This window comes from Pseudorhodoplanes sp. (genome assembly GCF_059499825.1).
This window is the reverse complement of sequence record NZ_JCABZI010000021.1, coordinates 16,634-35,832: the sequence shown is the minus strand read 5'-3', so window position 1 is coordinate 35,832 and position 19,199 is coordinate 16,634. Positions and strand designations below refer to the sequence as shown.

17 protein-coding genes are annotated in these 19,199 nt (G+C 64.8%); 15 read left to right on the top strand and 2 right to left on the bottom strand.

The genetic code is table 11. From position 1 onward, the window contains the following. Positions 1-70 precede the first annotated feature (70 nt). The 3 genes from AC5I5I_RS25210 to AC5I5I_RS25200 all read left to right on the top strand — a co-directional run bounded on the left by AC5I5I_RS25210 (position 71) and on the right by AC5I5I_RS25200 (position 4,105). The gene (locus tag AC5I5I_RS25210) at positions 71-1,597 is read left to right on the top strand and encodes a glycosyltransferase family 39 protein (RefSeq protein ID WP_495977803.1); all 1,527 of its coding nucleotides are present in this window, start codon (positions 71-73) and stop codon (positions 1,595-1,597) included. Between the two features lie 136 nt (positions 1,598-1,733). Next, positions 1,734-3,158 (top strand): EAL domain-containing protein, encoded by a 1,425-nt coding sequence (locus tag AC5I5I_RS25205; protein ID WP_495977801.1) that lies wholly within the window; start codon positions 1,734-1,736, stop codon positions 3,156-3,158. Positions 3,159-3,253: 95 nt separating this feature from the next. Next, a complete protein-coding gene (locus AC5I5I_RS25200) occupies positions 3,254-4,105 on the top strand; it encodes a TIGR01459 family HAD-type hydrolase (RefSeq protein ID WP_495978057.1) in 852 nt (283 codons plus the stop codon). Positions 4,106-4,132: 27 nt separating this feature from the next. On the opposite strand, the gene AC5I5I_RS25195 is transcribed toward AC5I5I_RS25200, so the two are convergent. Beyond that, entirely contained in the window at positions 4,133-4,534 is a 402-nt protein-coding gene (locus tag AC5I5I_RS25195; RefSeq protein ID WP_495977799.1) for a response regulator, read from the bottom strand. Positions 4,535-4,763: 229 nt separating this feature from the next. Between AC5I5I_RS25195 and AC5I5I_RS25190 the strand changes: the two genes are divergently transcribed. The 7 genes from AC5I5I_RS25190 (at position 4,764) to AC5I5I_RS25160 (ending at position 13,519) form a co-directional block, all read left to right on the top strand. Then, positions 4,764-5,231, top strand: a complete 468-nt coding sequence (locus AC5I5I_RS25190; protein WP_495977797.1) for a MaoC family dehydratase — start codon at positions 4,764-4,766, stop codon at positions 5,229-5,231. A 79-nt stretch (positions 5,232-5,310) separates the two neighbouring features. Further along, on the top strand, positions 5,311-6,294 hold the full coding sequence (locus tag AC5I5I_RS25185; protein WP_495977795.1) for a bifunctional riboflavin kinase/FAD synthetase: 984 nt from the start codon (positions 5,311-5,313) through the stop codon (positions 6,292-6,294). A gap of 78 nt (positions 6,295-6,372) precedes the next feature. Continuing rightward, positions 6,373-9,360, top strand: coding sequence for an isoleucine--tRNA ligase (gene ileS, locus AC5I5I_RS25180; RefSeq protein WP_495977793.1), 2,988 nt, complete (start codon positions 6,373-6,375; stop codon positions 9,358-9,360). 11 nt (positions 9,361-9,371) lie between these two features. Then, positions 9,372-9,890, top strand: a complete 519-nt coding sequence (gene lspA / locus AC5I5I_RS25175) for a signal peptidase II (RefSeq protein WP_495977791.1) — start codon at positions 9,372-9,374, stop codon at positions 9,888-9,890. Between the two features lie 72 nt (positions 9,891-9,962). Then, entirely contained in the window at positions 9,963-10,673 is a 711-nt protein-coding gene (locus AC5I5I_RS25170; protein WP_495977789.1) for a hypothetical protein, read from the top strand. Between the two features lie 120 nt (positions 10,674-10,793). Beyond that, positions 10,794-12,167 carry a M16 family metallopeptidase gene (locus tag AC5I5I_RS25165; RefSeq protein ID WP_495977787.1) on the top strand — a complete coding sequence of 458 codons (1,374 nt, stop codon included), beginning with the start codon at positions 10,794-10,796 and terminating at the stop codon, positions 12,165-12,167. Then, entirely contained in the window at positions 12,164-13,519 is a 1,356-nt protein-coding gene (locus tag AC5I5I_RS25160; protein WP_495977785.1) for a M16 family metallopeptidase, read from the top strand. The genes AC5I5I_RS25165 and AC5I5I_RS25160 overlap by 4 nt, the downstream gene beginning before the upstream one ends. A 4-nt stretch (positions 13,520-13,523) precedes the next feature. Here AC5I5I_RS25160 and AC5I5I_RS25155 read toward each other — a convergent pair whose 3' ends face one another. Then, positions 13,524-14,183, bottom strand: coding sequence for a DJ-1/PfpI family protein (locus tag AC5I5I_RS25155; protein ID WP_495977783.1), 660 nt, complete (start codon positions 14,181-14,183; stop codon positions 13,524-13,526). A gap of 227 nt (positions 14,184-14,410) precedes the next feature. On the opposite strand from AC5I5I_RS25155, the gene AC5I5I_RS25150 reads away from it, so the two are divergent. The 5 genes from AC5I5I_RS25150 (at position 14,411) to arfB (ending at position 18,672) form a co-directional block, all read left to right on the top strand. Further along, positions 14,411-15,499, top strand: a complete 1,089-nt coding sequence (locus tag AC5I5I_RS25150) for a TRAP transporter substrate-binding protein (protein ID WP_495977781.1) — start codon at positions 14,411-14,413, stop codon at positions 15,497-15,499. Positions 15,500-15,529: 30 nt separating this feature from the next. Continuing rightward, the gene (locus AC5I5I_RS25145) at positions 15,530-16,171 is read left to right on the top strand and encodes an MSMEG_1061 family FMN-dependent PPOX-type flavoprotein (protein WP_495977779.1); all 642 of its coding nucleotides are present in this window, start codon (positions 15,530-15,532) and stop codon (positions 16,169-16,171) included. A gap of 77 nt (positions 16,172-16,248) precedes the next feature. Then, a complete protein-coding gene (locus tag AC5I5I_RS25140; RefSeq protein ID WP_495977777.1) occupies positions 16,249-17,568 on the top strand; it encodes a phosphoglucose isomerase-related protein in 1,320 nt (439 codons plus the stop codon). An 18-nt stretch (positions 17,569-17,586) separates the two neighbouring features. Then, positions 17,587-18,183: a class I SAM-dependent DNA methyltransferase gene (locus AC5I5I_RS25135; protein WP_495758554.1), complete on the top strand. Its 597-nt coding sequence runs from the start codon at positions 17,587-17,589 to the stop codon at positions 18,181-18,183. A 69-nt stretch (positions 18,184-18,252) separates the two neighbouring features. Beyond that, positions 18,253-18,672 (top strand): alternative ribosome rescue aminoacyl-tRNA hydrolase ArfB, encoded by a 420-nt coding sequence (gene arfB / locus AC5I5I_RS25130; protein ID WP_495977775.1) that lies wholly within the window; start codon positions 18,253-18,255, stop codon positions 18,670-18,672. Positions 18,673-19,199 lie beyond the last annotated feature (527 nt).

Below are 19,199 nucleotides of genomic sequence, written 5' to 3'. Positions count from 1 at the left end.
GGCCGTGCCGGGCACTCATTCGCAGCCGGACCGACATGGCCGGCCGCAGGTGGCATACTACGACGGGCGCATGGAAGCGAGAACGACCCTGAGGGACGGCGATTTTCTCGCGGCCGTCGTAAATGTCGCGCTGCGATACCCGTTCCGGGTTCTGCTGACCGTGATGGCCGCGCATATCGTGGTCTGGGCAGCGCTGCCGCTCTTCACCGCCAACAATCTCGAGCTCGACCTCGTCGAGGATCTGGCGCTCGGCAAGGAATGGCAGCTCGGTTACTGGAAGCACCCGCCGCTGCCCTGGTGGCTTTCGGACGCGGTCTATCGCCTCACCGGACAGGTGGAGTCGATCTATTTCATCGCGCCCGTCGTCGTCGCGACCTGTTTTCTCGGCGTGTTTTTGCTGGCGCGCGACATTGCCGGCCCGGTGCAGGCGCTGATCGCCACGCTGTCGCTCGTCGGCATCCATTATTACAACTATTCGTCGGTGAAATTCGCCCACGACCAGATGCAACTGCCATTCTGGGCGTTCACCGGCTTGTTCGTCTATCGCGGGCTGGTGCGCGGCCGTCCGCTCGACTGGCTGCTGGCCGGGGCGATGCTGGCGGGCGCGTTCTGGTCGAAATATGCGGCGTTTGCGCTGGCGACGAGCCTGGCCGCTTTCCTGCTGATCGACCCGCTGGCGCGGCGGACGCTGCGCACGCCGGGTCCCTATCTGATGGTGCTGGCATTCTGCGTGGTGATCGCCCCGAATGCGATCTGGCTGATACAGACCGACTTCCTGCCGTTCGGCTATGTGAGCGGCCGCGCCATCGAAGCGAGCCGCTGGTACCAGTACGTGACCTTTCCGGTGGTCTGGATTGCCTCGCAGGCCTTTTTTGTCTTCCCCGCACTCCTTCTGCTGGCGCTGGTCCTGTTTCCGCAAACGGGGAAACAGCAGGAGTTGCCGCCGAAGGCCGCGTTCGGCCGCCGTTACGCGACCTTGCTGGCGTTCGGTCCGTTCGCAGTGGTGACCCTGGCGTCGGCGCTGACCGGGCGCAAGGCGATCGCTTTGTGGGGCTATCCGCTATGGTCGTTCCTGCCACTGGCCGCCATCGTTTGGTTCGGTCCGGTCACGGACATGCGGCGGCTGCGGATATTTGCGGTCGGCGTGATCTTCCTTTTCCTGCTCAGTCCGGCAATCTATCTCAGTACCTATGCCTTCGAGCAATTCTGGCGCCCGCGCCCGAAGGCATCGAATTTTCCCGGCAAAATGCTGGCGGAGGTCATGACGCGCGAATGGCGGGCGAAAACCGGAGCGGAACTGCGTTACGTCGCGGGATCGGAATTCGCGATCAACAATGTTGCGGTCTATTCACCTGACCGGCCGCGGGTGGTGGCGCATGGCCGGCCTGAGATCAGCCCGTGGATCGACATGAAGGACCTGCGCAAGCACGGGGTCCTGGTGCTCTGGGAGGACAAGATCAATGCCGCCCATATCGACGAATGGCGCAAACGTTTCGGTGCGCAGGGCACGGTGATGTCCCTGCAACTGCCGCGACAGACGCGGCTTCCGATAAGGCCGGTCGAGATGCGGTACTGGATCGTTCCGCCACAGCCCTGAGGCGAAAGCCGCGCGCCAAAATTCCTAAGGAGTGTCGTGCTGGATCGCTTGCGCTCCGCGCAGGCCTCATGGACATTAGTCCCCGGGCGGGCGAATCAGACGGTGGGGCGCCGCTTCGACCGCCGGCGGGATATTCATGCTGCGGCTGACGGCCATATTCATCGCGCTCTGCGTAATCGTGATTGCCGCATCGCTCGGCGCGGTTGGCTTTCTGCTGTTCGGCCTGACCGTCACCGAGGCAACCGTCGTCGCTCTCACGGCCATGACGGCGCTCGCGCTCTACAATACGGTGTCAGCCCGGCTGCGCGACCATAGCCGCGTCGGCGAGCAGATCTCCGATCTGTCGCGCGGCACCGCCGACCTTGCGCGCCAGGTTGGCGAGATCGGACGCCGCCTGAGTGCGGTCGAGGCTCAGGACGGCGCCCGGAAAGCGCGCGCGCCAAACGACGCGATGACTGCAGAAATCGGCGAACTGGGCACCCTGTTGAAAGAGCTTGCGGAAACCGTTGCGGATCACGATGCACGCCTGGTCGAGCTGAAGCGGGTGCAGAACGCGGCGGTGGCGCCCGTTCTCGTCGCCGAAGCGCTGCGCCCCGCGCCCCCGCCGCCGGTCCAGCTCCCCGAGCCTGTCGCCGAGGCGCCCGAGCCTGGCCCGGCCGAGCCGGTCAAGGCGGTCGCGGAACAGCCCCCGCCGGAACCGGAACTCGTTGCCACCGGGCCGCTGAAGGGCAAGACCGCCGAAGAAATCGTTGCCATCATCTCCGGCGCAATCGACGCGAGCCGGATCGACCTCTACCTGCAGCCGGTGGTCACGCTGCCGCAGCGAAAGGTCCGCTTCTACGAAGCAATGACGCGGCTGCGCGCCGAAGACGGCACGCTGATCCTGCCGAGCGATTTTCTCGCCCATGCCGAAAAGGCGAATCTGGTCGCGAAGATCGACAACATGCAGCTGTTCCGCTGCGTGCAGGTGCTGCGCCGCCTGCTGCTGAAAAATCGTGAGATCGGCCTGTTCTGCAACGTCTCGATTGCGACCCTGAACGATGCCGAGATCTTCCGCCAGTTCTACGAATTCCTCGAGGCCAATCGCGCGCTCAGTTCCTCGCTGACGCTGGAATTCACCCAGGACGCGCTTCGCAACATGGGTCCGATCGAACAGGAAAGCCTCGCCGGCCTGATCGCGCTCGGCTACCGATTCTCGATGGATCATGTCAGCGACCTGCGGATCGGGCCGCGCGATCTGTCGGATCTCGGGGTGCGTTTCGTCAAGGTGCCGGCGCATCTCCTGCTCAATCGGGCCGGAGTCTCCGCCGATATCCATACCGCCGACCTGTCGGACCTGCTTGGCCGCCATGGCATCAGCCTGATCGCGGAGCGGATCGAGACGGAGGCGGCGGTGGTGGACCTGCTCGATTATGACGTCCGCTTCGGCCAGGGCTTCCTGTTCTCGCCGCCGCGTCCGGTTCGGGCCGATGCGCTGCAAGGCGTGGCGGCGGTCAGTGGCATCGCGGACCGCCCGATGGCCCAGACCACCGTCGGCGCCGCGGCCAGGGCCGCGATCTGAGGCTAACGATCTGAGGGTGACGGCGCCCGCGCGCCGCGCTAGATCAGCGCCCGCTCACCGGCGGTCCGCCATCCACACAGGTTCTTCCCTTGACCATTTTCACCGATCATTTTTCATCGCTTGCGCGCGATTACGACGTGGTGCTCTCCGACGTCTGGGGCGTGGTGCATAACGGCGTTGCCGCCTTCCCCGAGGCCTGCGATGCGCTGACGCGTTTCCGGGAGGGCGGCGGCAATGTGGTGCTGATCACCAATGCGCCACGGCCGAACGGCGTGGTCGCGGATCAGCTCGAGCATTTCGGCGCGCCGCGTTCGATCTATGACGCGATCGTCAGTTCCGGCGACGTCACCCGCGACGAAATCGCGAAGCGGCCCGGTCAGTCGATCTTCCACGTCGGGCCCCAGCGCGATCTGTCGATCTTCGAGGGGCTCGACGTAACCTTCGCGCCCCCGGAGAGCGCCGATTACGTGATTTGCTCCGGCCTGTTCGACGAAGAAACCGAGACGCCGGACGATTATCGCGACATGCTCGGGCAGATGCTCTCGCGTCGTCTGTTCATGGTCTGCGGCAATCCCGATGTCGTGGTCGAGCGCGGCGAGCAGTTGCTATATTGCGCCGGTGCGATCGCGGACCTGTACGCCCGGATGGGCGGCGAGGTGCTGTATGCCGGCAAGCCGTATGCGCCGATCTACGATCTGGCCTTGAAGCTGGCGCAACAGGCGCGTGGCGCCGGTGTCGACCGCAAGCGCGTTATCGCGATCGGGGATTCGGTGCGCACCGATTTTAAGGGCGCGGCGTCCTACGGCATCGATTGCCTGTTCGTGACTGCCGGCATTCACGCGGCCGAGTTCGGCGGCCGCGACGATCCCGATCCCGATGCGGTCGAGCGCGTGCTGATCGCGGCCGGCGGCAAGCCGCGGGCGATCGCGCGCAAGCTGAAATGGTAGCAGTCTCTCGCGAAGCTGTTCCCTGCGCTACGCAGCGTAATGCGGCTGTTCGGAAAACACCGCGTCGATCTTGGCTTTCAGCGTGGCCGCATTGAACGGCTTGACGATATAATTGCTGACGCCGGCTTTCTTGGCGGCGATGATGTTCTCGGTCTTGGACTCGGCCGTGATCATGACGAAGGGCACGGCGGCGAGAGCGGGATCGGCGCGCATTTCCTTCAGCAATTCGAAGCCGGACATCGGCTCCATGTTCCAGTCGGAAATGACCAGCTTGTAATGCCTCTCGCGCAGCAGGCGGAGTGCGCTGATGCCGTCATAGGCATCGTCGACATGAGTGAAGCCGACCTGCCGCAGCAGGTTGCGGATGATACGGACCATCGTGCTGTAGTCGTCGACGACCAGAACGGGCATCGATAGATCGACAGACATCGTCTCAAGCTCCGTCGTGGCGACCGGTCCTAGCCGGGCCGCACCATGAGCTTTCTACCCACGGTAAGCGCAGCATAGCGCCTGCGCCTTGAACTTCCGTTAAACCCGCAAGTTTTGAGGGGTATCGTGGACGTTGCCTTAAAGTGCGGCGAAATCTGCCGAAAGGCGCATTGCGCGCTGCCGATGCGTGAAGCATTTTAGATTTCATTTACTGTGTTAACAGAGGCAAATGACCACAGCCCCCGCAAAAGCCGCCGTCGATCCGCGCATGGTCCGCACCCTGTGCTTCGAGGACCTGCATATCGGCATGCGCGAGACCCTGATGAAGTCGGTGATGGAGACCGACGTCGTCGGCTTCGCCAATGTGTCCGGCGACGAGAACCCGATCCATCTCTGCGACACCTATGCTCAGGGCACCCGCTTCGGCCAGCGGATCGCGCACGGGCTGTATACCGCGAGCCTGATTTCGGCGGTGCTCGGCACGCGGCTGCCGGGCGCGGGCGCGGTCTATCGCTCGCAGACGCTGAACTTCCACGCTCCGGTGAAGATCGGCGACGTGGTCTCTGTCATCGTTGAGGTGATCGAACTGGTGCCGGAGGGCCGCAAGGTGCGGCTGCATTGCGAGGCCCTGGTCGACAACGCCGTGGTTCTGGACGGCGAGGCGATCGTATCGGTGCCGGGGCGTCCGAAGTCTTAAGACCCGAAGGGCCTGGCCGCTTGACTTGCGGCGGCAGCGGGCCGACACGGTGCGCATCGACAATCCAGCCACGTTCTCAATGCCGCAATCCGAACGCCAGAAGCCGTTTGTGGTGGTCCGTGACGACGGGCCCGAAGTCGAAAAGCTGCGCGGCGCCGTGGTTGCGATCGGCAATTTCGACGGCGTGCATCGCGGTCACCGGTCGGTCATCGATCTGGCCATGAAGCGCGCCGCGGCGGCCGGCAAGCCGTCCGCGGTGCTGACGCTCGAGCCGCATCCGCGCAGCTATTTCCGTCCTGACGTCCCGCTGTTCCGGCTAACCGACGAGCGCCAGAAGCTGCGGCTCCTTGCCGCGACGCCGCTCGATGGCGCGGTGGTGCTGTCCTTCAATGCGGTGCTTGCGGGCCTGCCGGCCGAGCAATTCGTGGCGGATATCCTGGTCGGACGGCTGGGCGTGAGCGGGGTCGCCATCGGTTTCGACTTCCATTTCGGGCAGGGCCGGGGCGGTTCGCCCGCGTTCCTGACCGAAGCCGGAGAGCGCTACGGCTTTCCGGTCGATGTGGCGCCGAAACTGGAGGATGAGGGCCGCCCGGTCTCCTCGGGCACCATTCGCACAGCGCTGGAAGCCGGGCGCGTGGTCGAGGCGGCCGAACTGCTCGGCTATCCCTGGTTCGCCTCCGGCGAGGTGGTCCACGGCGAAAAGCGCGGCCGCGAGATGGGCTTCCCGACCGCCAATCTGCGGCTCGCCCCTGCCTGCGGCCTGAAGCACGGCATTTATGCAGTGCGGGTCGGCATCGGCGACGCCCGATACGACGGTGTGGCGAGTTTTGGCCGCCGCCCGACCTTCGACAATGGCGCGCCGCTGCTGGAGGTGTTCCTGTTCGGCTTTTCCGGCGATCTGTACGGTCAGGTCATCGATGTCGCGCTGATCGGCTGGATCCGGGCGGAGGAGAAATTCACCTCGATCGACGCCCTGATGGCGCAGATGAATCTGGACGCAGAGCGTGCCCGCGATGCGCTGGCCCGCAATCCGGGCGCATTCCCCCCGCTCGGGCAGATTTGACCGCGGCTCTGCCGCATCGCGCCTTTGCGCGCTGCGGCACCCCTGCTACACAGCCTCCGCCGGAGGCGATTTCCCGACATGACCCAGACTGAACGCGACTATTCCGAGACCCTGTTCCTGCCGCGCACCGAATTTCCGATGCGCGCCGGCCTGCCCGAGCGCGAGCCGGTGCTGCTCAAGCGCTGGAAGGACGAGAACCTGTACGGCAAGCTCCGGCAAGCGGCGAAGGACCGGGCGAAATTCATCCTCCATGACGGCCCGCCTTACGCCAACGGCAACATTCATATCGGCACTGCGCTCAACAAGATCCTGAAGGATGTGGTGACCCGCAGTCAGCAGATGCTGGGCTATGACTCCAATTACGTGCCGGGCTGGGATTGCCACGGCCTGCCGATCGAATGGAAGGTCGAGGAGGAGAATTACCGCTCCAGGAACAAGGGCAAGCCGAACTTCTCCGATCCCGCCGCGATGATCGCGTTCCGGCAGGAATGCCGCGCCTATGCCGAGCATTGGCTGAATGTGCAGCGCGAGGAATTCAAGCGGCTCGGCGTCGAGGGCGACTGGGATCATCCCTACACCACGATGAGCTTTGCGGCCGAGGCGCAGATCGCGCGCGAGATCATCAAGTTCGCGCAGAACGGCACGCTGTATCGCGGATCGAAGCCGGTGATGTGGAGCGTGGTGGAGAAGACCGCGCTCGCCGAAGCCGAGGTCGAATACGAGGATTACACCAGCGACACGGTATGGGTGAAGTTTCCAGTCCGATCTGCGCGCGGCAAGCGGCACGCAGCGCTGGAGAAAAAATACAAGGGCGCCTCCGTGGTGATCTGGACCACCACGCCCTGGACGCTGCCGGGCAATCGCGCCATCAGCTATTCGCCGAAGGTTGCTTACGGACTCTACAAGGTCACCGATGCCGCGCCCGACAACTGGGCGAAGTTCGGCGATCTCTTCATCCTGTCGGAAAATCTCGCCGGCGAGGTGTTCAAGCAGTCCCGCGTCACGGCCTACGACAAGATCGCCGACGTGCCGGTTGAAGATCTCGCAGATCTCGGCTGCGCGCATCCGCTGCGTTCGCTCGGCTACGACTTCACCGTGCCGCTGCTGGCAGGCGATCACGTCACCGACGACACCGGCACCGGCTTTGTGCATACCGCGCCCGGACACGGCCGCGAGGACTTCGAGGTCTGGACCGCGAGCGCGCGTTCGCTCGAAAACGACGGCATCAACCCCGCGATCCCTTATACCGTCGACGAGAACGGGGCGCTGACCGCGCATGCACCGGGCTTCACCGGCAAGCGCGTGATCAACGACAAGGGCGAGAAGGGCGACGCCAACGACGCCGTGATCAAGGCGCTGGTCGAGGTCGGCAACATCATCGCGCGCGGCCGTCTCAAGCATCAATATCCGCATTCGTGGCGCTCGAAGAAGCCGGTGATCTTCCGCAACACGCCGCAATGGTTCATTGCGATGGACAAGAACATCGGCGGTAAGGGCGACACGCTTCGCCATCGCGCGATGACCGCGATCAGCGTCACGCAATGGATTCCCGCCGCGGGCGAAAACCGCATCACCGGCATGATCGAGAGCCGCCCGGACTGGGTGATCTCGCGCCAGCGCGCCTGGGGCGTGCCGATTGCCGTGTTCGTCAAGGAGAAGGCCGACGGCTCGGTCGAGATCCTGAACGATGCCGCCGTCAACAAGCGGATCGGCGACGCTTTCGAGAAGGAAGGCGCCGACGCCTGGTATGCGGAGGGCGCCGCCGCGCGCTTCCTCGGCGATCGAGCCAAGGAAGGCTGGAAGAAAGTCGACGACATTCTCGACGTCTGGTTCGATTCAGGCTCGACCCATGCCTTCGTGCTGGAAGACGAACAGAACTTCCCGCAGCTCAGGGGCATTGTCCGCAAGCCGAAGGGCGGCAACGACCAGGTGATGTATCTCGAAGGCTCGGACCAGCATCGCGGCTGGTTCCAGTCCTCGCTTCTGGAAAGCTGCGGCACGCGCGGCATCGCCCCGTTCGACATGGTGCTGACGCACGGCTTCGTGCTCGACGAGCACGGCCGCAAGATGTCGAAGTCGCTCGGCAACACCGTCGCGCCGCAGGACGTGATCAAGAATTCCGGCGCCGACATCCTGCGCATGTGGGCCTGCGCGTCGGATTATGCCGACGATCTGCGCATCGGCGCGGAAATCCTGAAGACCAATGTCGAGACCTATCGCAAGCTGCGCAACACCATCCGCTGGATGCTGGGTTCGCTCGCGCATTTCTCCGATGAGGATCGCGTCGCTCTCGACAAGATGCCCGAGCTGGAGCGGCTTATGCTGCACCGGCTGGCCGAGCTCGATGGCGCAGTGAAGGAGGCTTATCGCGCGTTCGATTTCAAGCGCATCTTCGCGATGCTCAGCGCCTTCATGACGTCCGATCTCTCGGCCTTCTATTTCGATATCCGCAAGGACGCGCTGTATTGCGATCCGGTCTCGTCGGTGAAGCGCAAGGCGGCGCTGACCGTGATCGATCATCTGTTCCGCTGCACGGTGACATGGCTCGCGCCGATGCTGTGCTTCACCGCGGAGGAGGCGTGGCTGTCGCGCTATGGCGATGATGCGCCGTCCGTGCATCTGCAGCTGTTCCCCGACGTGCCGGCGGCATGGCGCGACGACAAGCTGGCCGAGAAGTGGCGCAAGATCAGGAGCGTGCGCCGCGTGGTCACCGGCGCGCTCGAGCTGGAACGCGCGGGCAAGCGCATCGGCTCGTCGCTGGAAGCCGCTCCGATCATCTATGTATCCGACCTCGACCTGTTCGGTGCGATCGTCGATGCCGATCTCGCGGAGATCTGCATCACCTCGAACGCGACGCTCGCCGAAGGCGAGGGGCCTGCGGAGGCATTTCGGCTCGATGATGTGCGTGGTGTAGCCGTGATGCCGCAGCGTGCGCATGGCAAGAAGTGCGCACGCTCGTGGAAGGTCACCGAGAGCGTCGGCGAAGACCCGGCCTATCCCGACGTGACCCCGCGCGACGCACAGGCGCTCCGCGAATGGGACACGCTGCGCAAGGCCGCGGAGTAATCGCCGCGACCATGAACCTCAAGAGCTACCTCATCGGCCCCTTCACCCGCGATGGCGTGGTAGCGGCGCTCGTCACCGCGCTTGCCGACCAGGCGCTGAAGCTCTGGCTGCTCTACGGCTTCGAGCTCGGCAAGCTCGGCCGGGTGGTGATCCTGCCGTTTTTCGACCTCGTGCTGGTCTGGAACCGGGGCATCAGCTACGGCTGGCTGTCCCAGGATACCGCGGCCGGCATGTGGATGCTGCTCGGCTTCAAGGTGGTGGTGGTGGTCGTGCTCTGGGGCTGGTTGTCGCAGGCCGAGAACCGGCTGACCGCCCTCTCGCTGGGGCTGATCATCGGCGGGGCGATCGGCAATGCGATCGACCGGATGGCGCACGGCGCCGTGGTCGATTTCGCGCTGCTGCACATCACCACGCAGACCTGGGCCTTCAACTGGTACGTCTTCAACCTCGCCGATGTGGCCATCGTTGCCGGGGTGGCCGGTTTGCTGTATGAAACCTTTCTGGGCGGCCGCGCCGCAAAAGCGCCCTGATTTTTCGGGAGTTTCCCGGTCGGGGACGGGTATTGAACCGTGCGGGGACAGATCTTGCGAACAGCGACAGGGATGTCTGATTTGCGCTCCGATTTGCGCCTGGCCGGCTGGCGCCGCGGCCTGATGGCCGCCATTGCCGCCATTGCCCTCACCGGCGCCGTATCGGTTTCCGTTCCGTCGGTTGCGATCGCCAACGACGACGACGAGGAAGAGAGCCTCGAAACCAAGTTCATCAAGGGCCTGTTCGGCATCAACAATAACGGCTCGATCGATTATCGCGAGCGTCCGCCGCTGGTGGTGCCGCCCAATCTCGGCCAGTTGCCGCAGCCGGAAGCCAACGCGATCGCGAATACGCCGTCCTGGCCGAAGGAACCCGAAGCCGTCGAGCGCAAGAAGCGAGCGGAGGCCAAGAAGAAACAGCGGCGGACCAGTTCCGAAGAGGACGATCGCGCCCTGAGCCCGGCCGAGCTCAATGCCTATGGCCGCAAGCCCACCGGCAGCACTGTGCTCAACCCCACTGGCCCGCAGGATGCGGAATCGGACAGTCAGCGCCCGCAGCGGCCTAGCGAACTCGGATACAAGGGCGGCCTGCTTGGCGGTCTGTTCAAGGATAATTCGAAGCCGGAAGTGGCGACCTTCACCAAAGAGCCGGCGCGCAACGAACTGACCCAGCCGCCGCCGGGCTACCGGACTCCGTCCTCGGCGCATCCGTATGGCCTGACGCCGCGCAAGGAGCAGGCGAAACCCTACGACTACGTTAACAGGCGCGGCACCGGCGAATAGCGTGTCGGAAATTTAATCATCCGCGCGTTCTGAAGGGCTTTGCAATTCCGTTTTGCCGGCCCAGATTGCCTGAGGGCCCGTCCGCCTGCATCGCAGGCAAGGGCGCTTGTGAGAACATTCATGATCCGCCGACGAACGCTACTGGCATCCTGCGCGGCCGCAGCCGCACTGATGTTTCTGAGTGTTGCCCCGAATCGCGCCGCTTCCGGCCCCGAGATATCGCATTTCAAGCTCGCCAACGGCATGGAAGTGGTGGTCATTCCCGACCGCCGCACGCCGGTCGTCACCCACATGGTCTGGTATCGCGTCGGCTCCGCCGATGAACCGCCGGGCAAATCCGGGATCGCGCATTTCCTCGAACATCTGATGTTCAAGGGGACCGAGAAAAATCCGGCCGGCCGCTTCTCCAAGGTGCTCGCGACCATGGGCGGCCAGGAGAACGCATTCACCTCGAGCGATTACACCGGCTATTTCCAGCGCGTGACCCGCGACCGTCTCAAGATGGTGATGGAGTTCGAAGCCGATCGCATGACCGGCCTCACGCTCACCGACGAAGCGGTGCTGCCGGAACGCAACGTTGTGCTCGAAGAGCAAAACAGCCGCGTCGCCAACAACCCCTCCGCAAAACTTGGCGAGGAAGTACAGGCCGCGCTTTATCTCAATCATCCTTATGGCCGTCCGGTGATCGGCTGGCGGCACGAGATCGAGAAGCTCAACCGTCAGGATGCGCTCGATTTCTACAAGCGCTGGTACACGCCGAATAACGCCATTCTGGTGGTGGCCGGCGATGTCTCCGCCGACGAGGTCAAGACGCTGGCCGAAGAGACCTACGGCAAGATTGCGCCGCGCGCCGAGATTGGCCCGCGCACGCGGCCGCAGGAGCCGGAGCAGCGCTCGGTCCGCAGCGTGACCTTCGCCGATCCGCGCGTGACGCAGCCGAGCCTCCAGCGCAGCTACCTCGTGCCATCGGCTGCCAATGCGAAGCCCGGCGAGTCCGAAGCGCTGGAAGTGCTGTCGCAGATTCTCGGCAGCGGCAATAACAGCCGGCTCTATTCAAAGCTGGTGATCGAGAAGCCGATGGCGACCTCGATCGGCGCCTGGTATCAGGGCTCCGCGCTCGACCATACCCGCTTCGGCATTTACGGCACGCCGCGCAGCGATGTGACGCTGAAGGATCTGGAAGAGGCGATGGATGGCGTGATCGCCGAACTCGCCGAGAACGGCGTGACCAACGACGAACTGGAGCGGGCCAAGATCAAGCTCGTGGCCGACGTGGTCTACGCGCAGGACAGCCAGGCGACCATGGCGCGCTGGTATGGCGGCGCGCTGACCACCGGTCTTACCGTCGAGCATCTCAAGACCTGGCCTGACCGCGTCCAGAAGGTCACCTCGGATCAGGTGCGCGACGCCGCCAAGACCTGGCTCGACAAGCGACGCTCGGTGACCGGATATCTGGTCAAGGAGCACCCGAAGCCGCAGGAGCGCCGTTCATGATCGCCAACCGACTTTCGACAGGCCGCGCGTTCGCGCTGGTCGCGGCGGCCGCCGGTGCGCTGTTCGTGCTTGCGCCGCACGCGCAGGCGGCAGCCAAGATCGAGCGGGTGGTGAGCCCGGGTGGCATCGAGGCGTGGCTCGTGCGCGAGCCGTCGGTGCCGCTGATCGCCATGGAGTTTTCGTTCAAGGGCGGGGCCAACCAGGATCCGGCCGGCAAGCCCGGCGTAGCCTACATGACGGCGGCCTTGCTGGACGAAGGCGCGGGCGATCTCGACGCCAAGGCGTTCCAGGCGCAAAGCGACCGCAACGCGGTCGAACTATCCTTCCGGGCCAGCCGAGACGAGATTCGCGGCTCGCTCAAGGTTCTGAGCAATCGCCAGACCGAAGGCTTCGACCTGCTGCGGTTTGCGCTGACGCAGCCGCGTTTCGACAAGGAGCCAGTCGAGCGCATTCGCGCCCAGATGCTAACCGCGCTCAAGCGCGAGACCACGAGCCCGAACGAGATCGGCTCGCGATTGTGGTGGCGCACCGCGTTCCCGAACCATCCCTACAGCCTGCCGACCAACGGTACGCTTGAATCGGTGCCGGCGATCACCCGTGACGATCTGACCGCTTATACCGGACGCGTGCTGGCGCGCGACAATCTGAAGATCGGCGTGGTCGGCGACATCGATGCCGCAGCGCTCGGGACCGTGCTCGATCAGGTGTTCGGATCGCTGCCGAAGACCTCGCAATTGCAGCCAGTGCCGAGTGTCCGCCCCGATGTGCTCGGCAAGCGGCTCGAGGTGTCCCTCGACGTACCGCAGACGGTGGTCGCGTTCGGCGGTCTCGGCATCGCCCGCAAGGATCCGGACTTCATCCCGGCTTTCATCGTCAACCACATCCTGGGTGGCGGCTCGTTCTCCTCGCGGCTCTACAACGAGGTGCGCGAGAAGCGCGGGCTGGCCTATTCGGTCTATTCCTATCTGCTGCCGCTGGACGCCACTGCGCTGTTCATGGGCGGCACCCAGACCCGCGCCGACAAGGCGGACGAGACCGTCGGGCTGATCCAGCAGGAAATCCACCGGCTGGCCGAGAACGGCCCGACGCTCGACGAGCTTGAGCGGGCGAAGTCGTATATCCAGGGCTCCTATCCGCTGAACTTCGATACGTCTACGAAGATTGCAGCGCAGCTGGTGCAGCTTCAGGTCGACGATCTCGGCATCGATTACTGGGAACGCCGCAACGGCCTGATCGACGCCGTCACGCTCTCGGACGTCAAGCGGGTCGCCAGCCGTCTGCTCAATGGCGGCGTGCTGTTCACCGTGGTCGGGCGCACGCAACCGACTGCCGCCGCGAAGCAGGGCGGCTGATCGCTCAAGGGATGCCGCGCTCGGTCTGCACATGGCCGAGCGCCGCACGGTTCGCGTCATAGGCGCGATCGTATTCGATCACCTGCGCGACTTCGGCCCGCGCGTCTTCGCCGTAGATTTTGCCGATCAGGTACAGCGTCGCGTCGATTGCGAGCGAGACGCCGCCGCCGGTGACGACCGCGCCGTCGTCCACCACGGCAGCGGCCTGAGCGCGCGACGTGGGCGCAAACGAGGCAAGCTCCTGCAGGGGTGACTGCGCCTCGTTGCCGACCGCCGAGCGGCGCGTCGTGGCCATCCTGCCATCGAGCAAGCCCGCGGCGCCGAGGATCATCGCCCCGGTACAGACCGACGTGACCTGCGCCGTCGACGGTTTGCGCAGGAAATCCAGCATCGCCGGATTGGCTGTTTCACGCCGCCAGCCCGGCCCGCCGCACACCATCACGACATCGCAAACCGGCGCATCGGCGAAGCCCGCCTGTGCGATGATCGACAGTCCGCCGGCCAGTTCGACCGGCCCGGCCGTTTCCGCGATCGTCACGCTCTCGATTGCGGGCAACACGCGGCGCGCCATCGAGATCACGCCGACCGTACCGCCGATATCGATCGGCTCGACGCCGTCATAGACCACGATCCCGAACAGCGCCGCGGCGTTGCGATCCTTCATCGGGCCTCCTGCAATTCGCATTCGCATTGCGCGCGATGCGTCGAATCTAGGCAGAGCCCGTCAGGCCGTGCCTTCCGAACGGGCCGCCCGGCACGCTCTGTGCGCACGATCGCTTGCGAATGCGCCGCAATCAACCGCGAAGCCAACGGCAACCAACTGACTAAGCAACTGGTATGCCGGTTGCACTGTGAAGGCGGCCCGGGTCCTCGAACCGCGAGTTTTATCCGATGGATCGCCGCAAGTTTCTTGCCCTCAGCACGGGTGGAGCCGCCACCACCGCGCTGGCCGCTCCCGCTATCGCGCAATCGGCCCCGACCATTCGCTGGCGCATGACATCCAGCTTTCCGAAGAGCCTCGACATCACCTACGGCGCCGGCGAGACCTTCGGCAAATACGTCTCCGACCTGACCGATGGCAAGTTCGTGATCCAGCAATTCGCCGCCGGCGAGATCGTGCCGGGCCTGCAGGCGCTGGATGCCGTGCAGAACAACAGCGTCGACGGCGCCTATACCGGGTTGCTGTTCTACATCGGCAAGGATCCAACCTTCGCGCTCGGCGCCGCCGTCCCCTTCATGATGAATCCGCGCGCGCAGCACGGCTGGTATTATTACGGCGGCGGGCTCGATCTGATGAACGAGTTCATGGCCAAGTATAACGTCATCGGCTTCCCGTGCGGCAATACCGGCATGCAATGGGGCGGCTGGTTCCGCAAGGAGATCAAGAGCGCGGCCGATCTGAAGGGCCTGAAGATGCGTATCGCCGGCCTCGCCGGACAGGTCGCGACCAAGGCCGGCATCGTCACCCAGCAACTCGCGCCTGGCGACATCTATCCCGCGATGGAACGCGGCGTGATCGACGCGGTCGAATATATCGGACCCTATGACGACGAGAAGCTCGGCTTCAACCGCGTCGCCAGCTTCTACTACACGCCCGGCTGGCAGGAAGGCGGCACGGTCTTCCACGCGATCTTCAACACCGAAAAGTTCAACGCGCTGCCGCCGCTCTACAAGAAGGCGATCGAGATCGCGGCGCAGGCGACCACCACCTCGATGCTCGCGCATTACGACACCAAGAATCCCGAAGCGCTGGCCCGGCTGGTCGGCGCCGGCGTCAAGGTATCGGTGTTCCCGCGTGATGTGATCGATACGATGTACAAGGCGTCGGAGGAGCTTTACGCCTCCATCATCGCCACCAATCCGGCCTTTGCGAAAATCTATACGTCGCAAAAGGAATTCCGCGACAAGAACTACAGCTATCATCAGGCCGCCGACTTCCAGTACGATCTGATGATGCTGCAACTGAAGCGCAAATCCTGACGGCGGTTTGCGAGACACGAGAGGGTACCGATGTCCGGGACTGACGCATTCGACCCCGACAAGGTAAGCTACGTCAGCTCGTTCGACGAGATCGCGGCGCGGCATCACCAGCCGATGTTGCGGGCCACCGGCAAGGTGCTGCCCGCGCTCGACCGGCATTGCCGCGCCATGATCGAACGCTCGACCTTCTGCGTGATTTCGTCCTTCGGTCCTTCCGGCGCCGACGTCTCGCCGCGCGGCGATCCGCCGGGCTTCTGCCGGATTCTCGACGACCGGCATCTGCTGCTGCCCGACCGGATCGGCAACAACCGCTTCGATACGATAGGCAACCTGTTCCACAATCCGGCGCTCGGCATGCTGTTTCTGGTGCCGGGCATGTCGGAAATTCTGCGCATCAACGGCACCGCGCGCATCACCGACGATCAGGCGCTGCTGGCGCCGTCCGCGATGCGCGGCCAGGTGCCCAAGGTCGGCCTCGTGATCTCGGTGAAGGAGGCCTATCTACACTGCGCCAAGGCGGTGAACCGGGCGAAGCTCTGGGACGCCGCCATGCATATCAATCGCGCCGAATTGCCGAGCTACATGGACATGCTGGGCGAGCAGGTCGAGGGCCTGACGCGGGAAGAAAATCTCCGGCAGGACGCGGAAATGGCCCGGCGGGGGATGTATTAGCCATCCCGCGACAAGGTGGAACCGGGCGGCGCCGCCGACGTTGGCAGGGGTCCCCCTCATCCGCTAAAGCAGCCTCCATGATCGCTCAGTCCATCGACCTTGCCCGCGGGTCCGCCATCGGCCCCGACGGCATCTCCGACGCCGCCCTGGATGACGCACTGGCCCGCAGCGAGAGCGCGCTCGATTGGCTGCGCGCCCGTCATGCGGACAACGGCCTGCGGCTGCTGCAGCTGCCGGCCGAGCGCGACGACATCGCCGCCGTCCAGTCCGCGGCCAAGAGCCTGACCACAGGCGCGACCGATATCGTTTTTCTCGGCACCGGCGGATCGAGCCTCGGCGGCCAGACACTGGCGCAGTTGGCCGGTTACGCGGTACCCGGCGTCGGCGCGCTGCGGGTCGGCCCGCGCATCCATTTCATGGACAATCTCGACCCGCTCAGCTTTGCCCTGCTGCTGGCGCGGCTGCCGCTCGCGACCTCGCGCTTTATCGCGATCTCGAAATCCGGCGGCACCGGCGAGACCCTGATGCAGACCGCCGCGGCGCTTTCGGCCTGCAAGGCGGCCGGCTTGCAGGAGAGCATCGGCGGAATGTTCTTCGGTCTCAGCGAACCGGCGAAGCCCGGCAAGCGCAACGGCCTGCGCGATCTGCTCGAGCCCGAGGGCGTGACGTTCCTCGATCACGATACTGGCGTCGGCGGGCGTTTTTCGGCGCTGACCAATGTCGGCCTGCTGCCGGCCGCCATTCTCGGTCTCGATGTGGTTGCGCTGCGCGACGGCGCCGCGGCGGCGCTTGCGCCTGTGCTCGACGGAAAGCCTGCGGTCGAGGTGCCATCGGCGCTCGGTGCCGCGCTATCAGTCGCGCTCGCGCAGCAAAACGGCAAGACCATCTCGGCGGTGATGGCCTATGCCGACCGGCTGGAGAAATTCGTCAAATGGTACGTGCAGCTTTGGGCCGAAAGCCTCGGCAAGGACGGCCATGGCACCACCCCGGTCGGCGCGCTCGGCCCGGTCGATCAGCACAGCCAGTTGCAGCTCTTCATTGCGGGACCGCGCGACAAGCTGTTCTCGGTGATCACCACCGGTGTTGCCGGGAAGGGGCCCGCGATCGATCCCGAACTCGCGCAGCGCGCGGGCGAACCGGAGTTCGGCGGCAAGACCATCGGCGATCTGGTCGCCGCGCAGGGCCGCGCCACGGCGGAGACGCTGGCCAAGAACGGGCTTCCGGTGCGCACCTTCCATCTTGAGACCATCGACGAGCGATCGTTGGGCGAATTGATGATGCATTTCATGCTGGAAACCATCATCGCCGCGCAGCTGCTCGGTGTCGATGCGTTCGACCAGCCGGCGGTGGAAGAAGGCAAGGTGCTGGCGAAGCGATATCTCGAGGGGAAGGACTGAGCGGGCGGCGGCGATTGCATGCCCTCCGACACCATCATCTCGCTCTACGACCGTCATGCGCAGGCCTATGACCGCCAGCGCGGACGCAGTCTTTTCGAGAAATCCTGGCTCGATGCCTTTGCTGCGCTGCTGCCGGACGGCGGCTCGGTGCTCGATATCGGCTGCGGCATGGGCGAGCCGATCGCACGTCATCTGATCGCGCGCGGATTCGACGTCACCGGGATTGATTCATCGGCAACGCTGGTCGCGATGGCGCGCGAGCGCTTTCCGCAACAGACATGGGTGACAGCCGACATGCGTGCGCTGTCACTCGGCCGCGTGTTCGACGGCCTGATCGCATGGGACAGTTTCTTTCACCTCACGCCGGACGACCAGCGGGCCATGTTCCCGGTGTTTCGCGATCATGCGGCGCCACGCGCGGCATTGATGTTCACCAGCGGGCCGGCGCGCGGCGAAGCGATCGGCGAATTCGAAGGCGAGCCGCTCTATCACGCCAGCCTCGATCCGGATGAATACCGCGCGTTGCTGATGGCGCACGGTTTCCGCGTCGTGTCCCATGTCGCCGATGATCCCACTTGTAACGGCCACACGGTCTGGCTGGCGCAACGCGTGTGACGCAGGCCGTCCCGTTTTTACGGGCCCGGCTGGTTTTCAATCGTTACGCGAATTGGGTTAATGTGGATCATGATCCGCGTCACCGATTCCATCAGCATCCATGAGGACGAAATTGAGGAGAGCTTCGTGCGCGCCTCCGGTCCCGGCGGGCAGAACGTCAACAAGTTGTCCACTGCGGTGCAGCTTCGCTTCGACGTGCGGCGCTCGCCGTCGCTGCCGAACGATGTCGCGATCCGGCTGATGAAGCTCGCCGGCAAGCGGCTGACCAAGGACGGCGTCATCGTCATCATCGCGCAGACCGCGCGGACCCAGGAGCGCAATCGCGCCGAGGCGCGCGAGCGGCTGGTCGATCTGATCCGCGAGGCATCGGCGCAGCCGGTGAAGCGGCTGGCCACCAAGCCGACCAAGGCGTCCAGGACCAGGCGGCTCGAAGGCAAGAAAATCCGCAGCAGCGTCAAGGGTATGCGGGGCAAGGTGCGGGAGGACTGATGGTTGCTACGAGGATGGTCTTGACATTGTAGGAATAAAAGCATATACCCTCCCCGCCTCGTTCATGAGGGGCGTCAACCGGTGACGTCTGTTGATGGAGCGGGGTGCGGCGCCTGCGGGCCGTGGTTCGTCGCCACGGCACTCGGGCTGCATGGGGGCACCGCCCGGGGTCACTAGGGACCCCTGCCGGGAGCCGGCTGACGCCGTGCGCAGATCAAGGCGCATGGAGGCAAAGCGCGGCCCCATGCCGGAAGGAAAACGCCGCAAGAAAGCGCCCGCACGGCACAAGCCTGTGCGGGTGTGATGCGCCGAAAGGCGGCCGACTGTCAGCGATGGCAGGCGGCGTATCAGGAATGCCCTGCGTCTGGCGCATCATTCCCCTCACTTCCCCCGAGACTACGGCGTGCCCGCGCCGGCCAAAGAACAGGGCCGGCGGAGCTTTGCACGAATGAAACCCGTCTCGCCCGCGGCCGCATCACACAACCGCGCCATGCGTGCCAAAGGCTTGAATTCGCGGAGCGCCTGGG

Bases quoted from the DNA above. Each gene is read 5' to 3' on its own strand.
- AC5I5I_RS25210 (WP_495977803.1), top strand. From the start codon at position 71: ATGGAAGCGAGAACGACCCTGAGGGACGGCGATTTTCTCGCGGCCGTC.
- AC5I5I_RS25205 (WP_495977801.1), top strand. From the start codon at position 1,734: ATGCTGCGGCTGACGGCCATATTCATCGCGCTCTGCGTAATCGTGATT.
- AC5I5I_RS25195 (WP_495977799.1), bottom strand. From the start codon at position 4,534: ATGTCTGTCGATCTATCGATGCCCGTTCTGGTCGTCGACGACTACAGC.
- AC5I5I_RS25190 (WP_495977797.1), top strand. From the start codon at position 4,764: ATGACCACAGCCCCCGCAAAAGCCGCCGTCGATCCGCGCATGGTCCGC.
- AC5I5I_RS25185 (WP_495977795.1), top strand. From the start codon at position 5,311: ATGCCGCAATCCGAACGCCAGAAGCCGTTTGTGGTGGTCCGTGACGAC.
- ileS (WP_495977793.1), top strand. From the start codon at position 6,373: ATGACCCAGACTGAACGCGACTATTCCGAGACCCTGTTCCTGCCGCGC.
- lspA (WP_495977791.1), top strand. From the start codon at position 9,372: ATGAACCTCAAGAGCTACCTCATCGGCCCCTTCACCCGCGATGGCGTG.
- AC5I5I_RS25170 (WP_495977789.1), top strand. From the start codon at position 9,963: ATGTCTGATTTGCGCTCCGATTTGCGCCTGGCCGGCTGGCGCCGCGGC.
- AC5I5I_RS25165 (WP_495977787.1), top strand. From the start codon at position 10,794: ATGATCCGCCGACGAACGCTACTGGCATCCTGCGCGGCCGCAGCCGCA.
- AC5I5I_RS25160 (WP_495977785.1), top strand. From the start codon at position 12,164: ATGATCGCCAACCGACTTTCGACAGGCCGCGCGTTCGCGCTGGTCGCG.
- AC5I5I_RS25155 (WP_495977783.1), bottom strand. From the start codon at position 14,183: ATGAAGGATCGCAACGCCGCGGCGCTGTTCGGGATCGTGGTCTATGAC.
- AC5I5I_RS25150 (WP_495977781.1), top strand. From the start codon at position 14,411: ATGGATCGCCGCAAGTTTCTTGCCCTCAGCACGGGTGGAGCCGCCACC.
- AC5I5I_RS25145 (WP_495977779.1), top strand. From the start codon at position 15,530: ATGTCCGGGACTGACGCATTCGACCCCGACAAGGTAAGCTACGTCAGC.
- AC5I5I_RS25140 (WP_495977777.1), top strand. From the start codon at position 16,249: ATGATCGCTCAGTCCATCGACCTTGCCCGCGGGTCCGCCATCGGCCCC.
- AC5I5I_RS25135 (WP_495758554.1), top strand. From the start codon at position 17,587: ATGCCCTCCGACACCATCATCTCGCTCTACGACCGTCATGCGCAGGCC.
- arfB (WP_495977775.1), top strand. From the start codon at position 18,253: ATGATCCGCGTCACCGATTCCATCAGCATCCATGAGGACGAAATTGAG.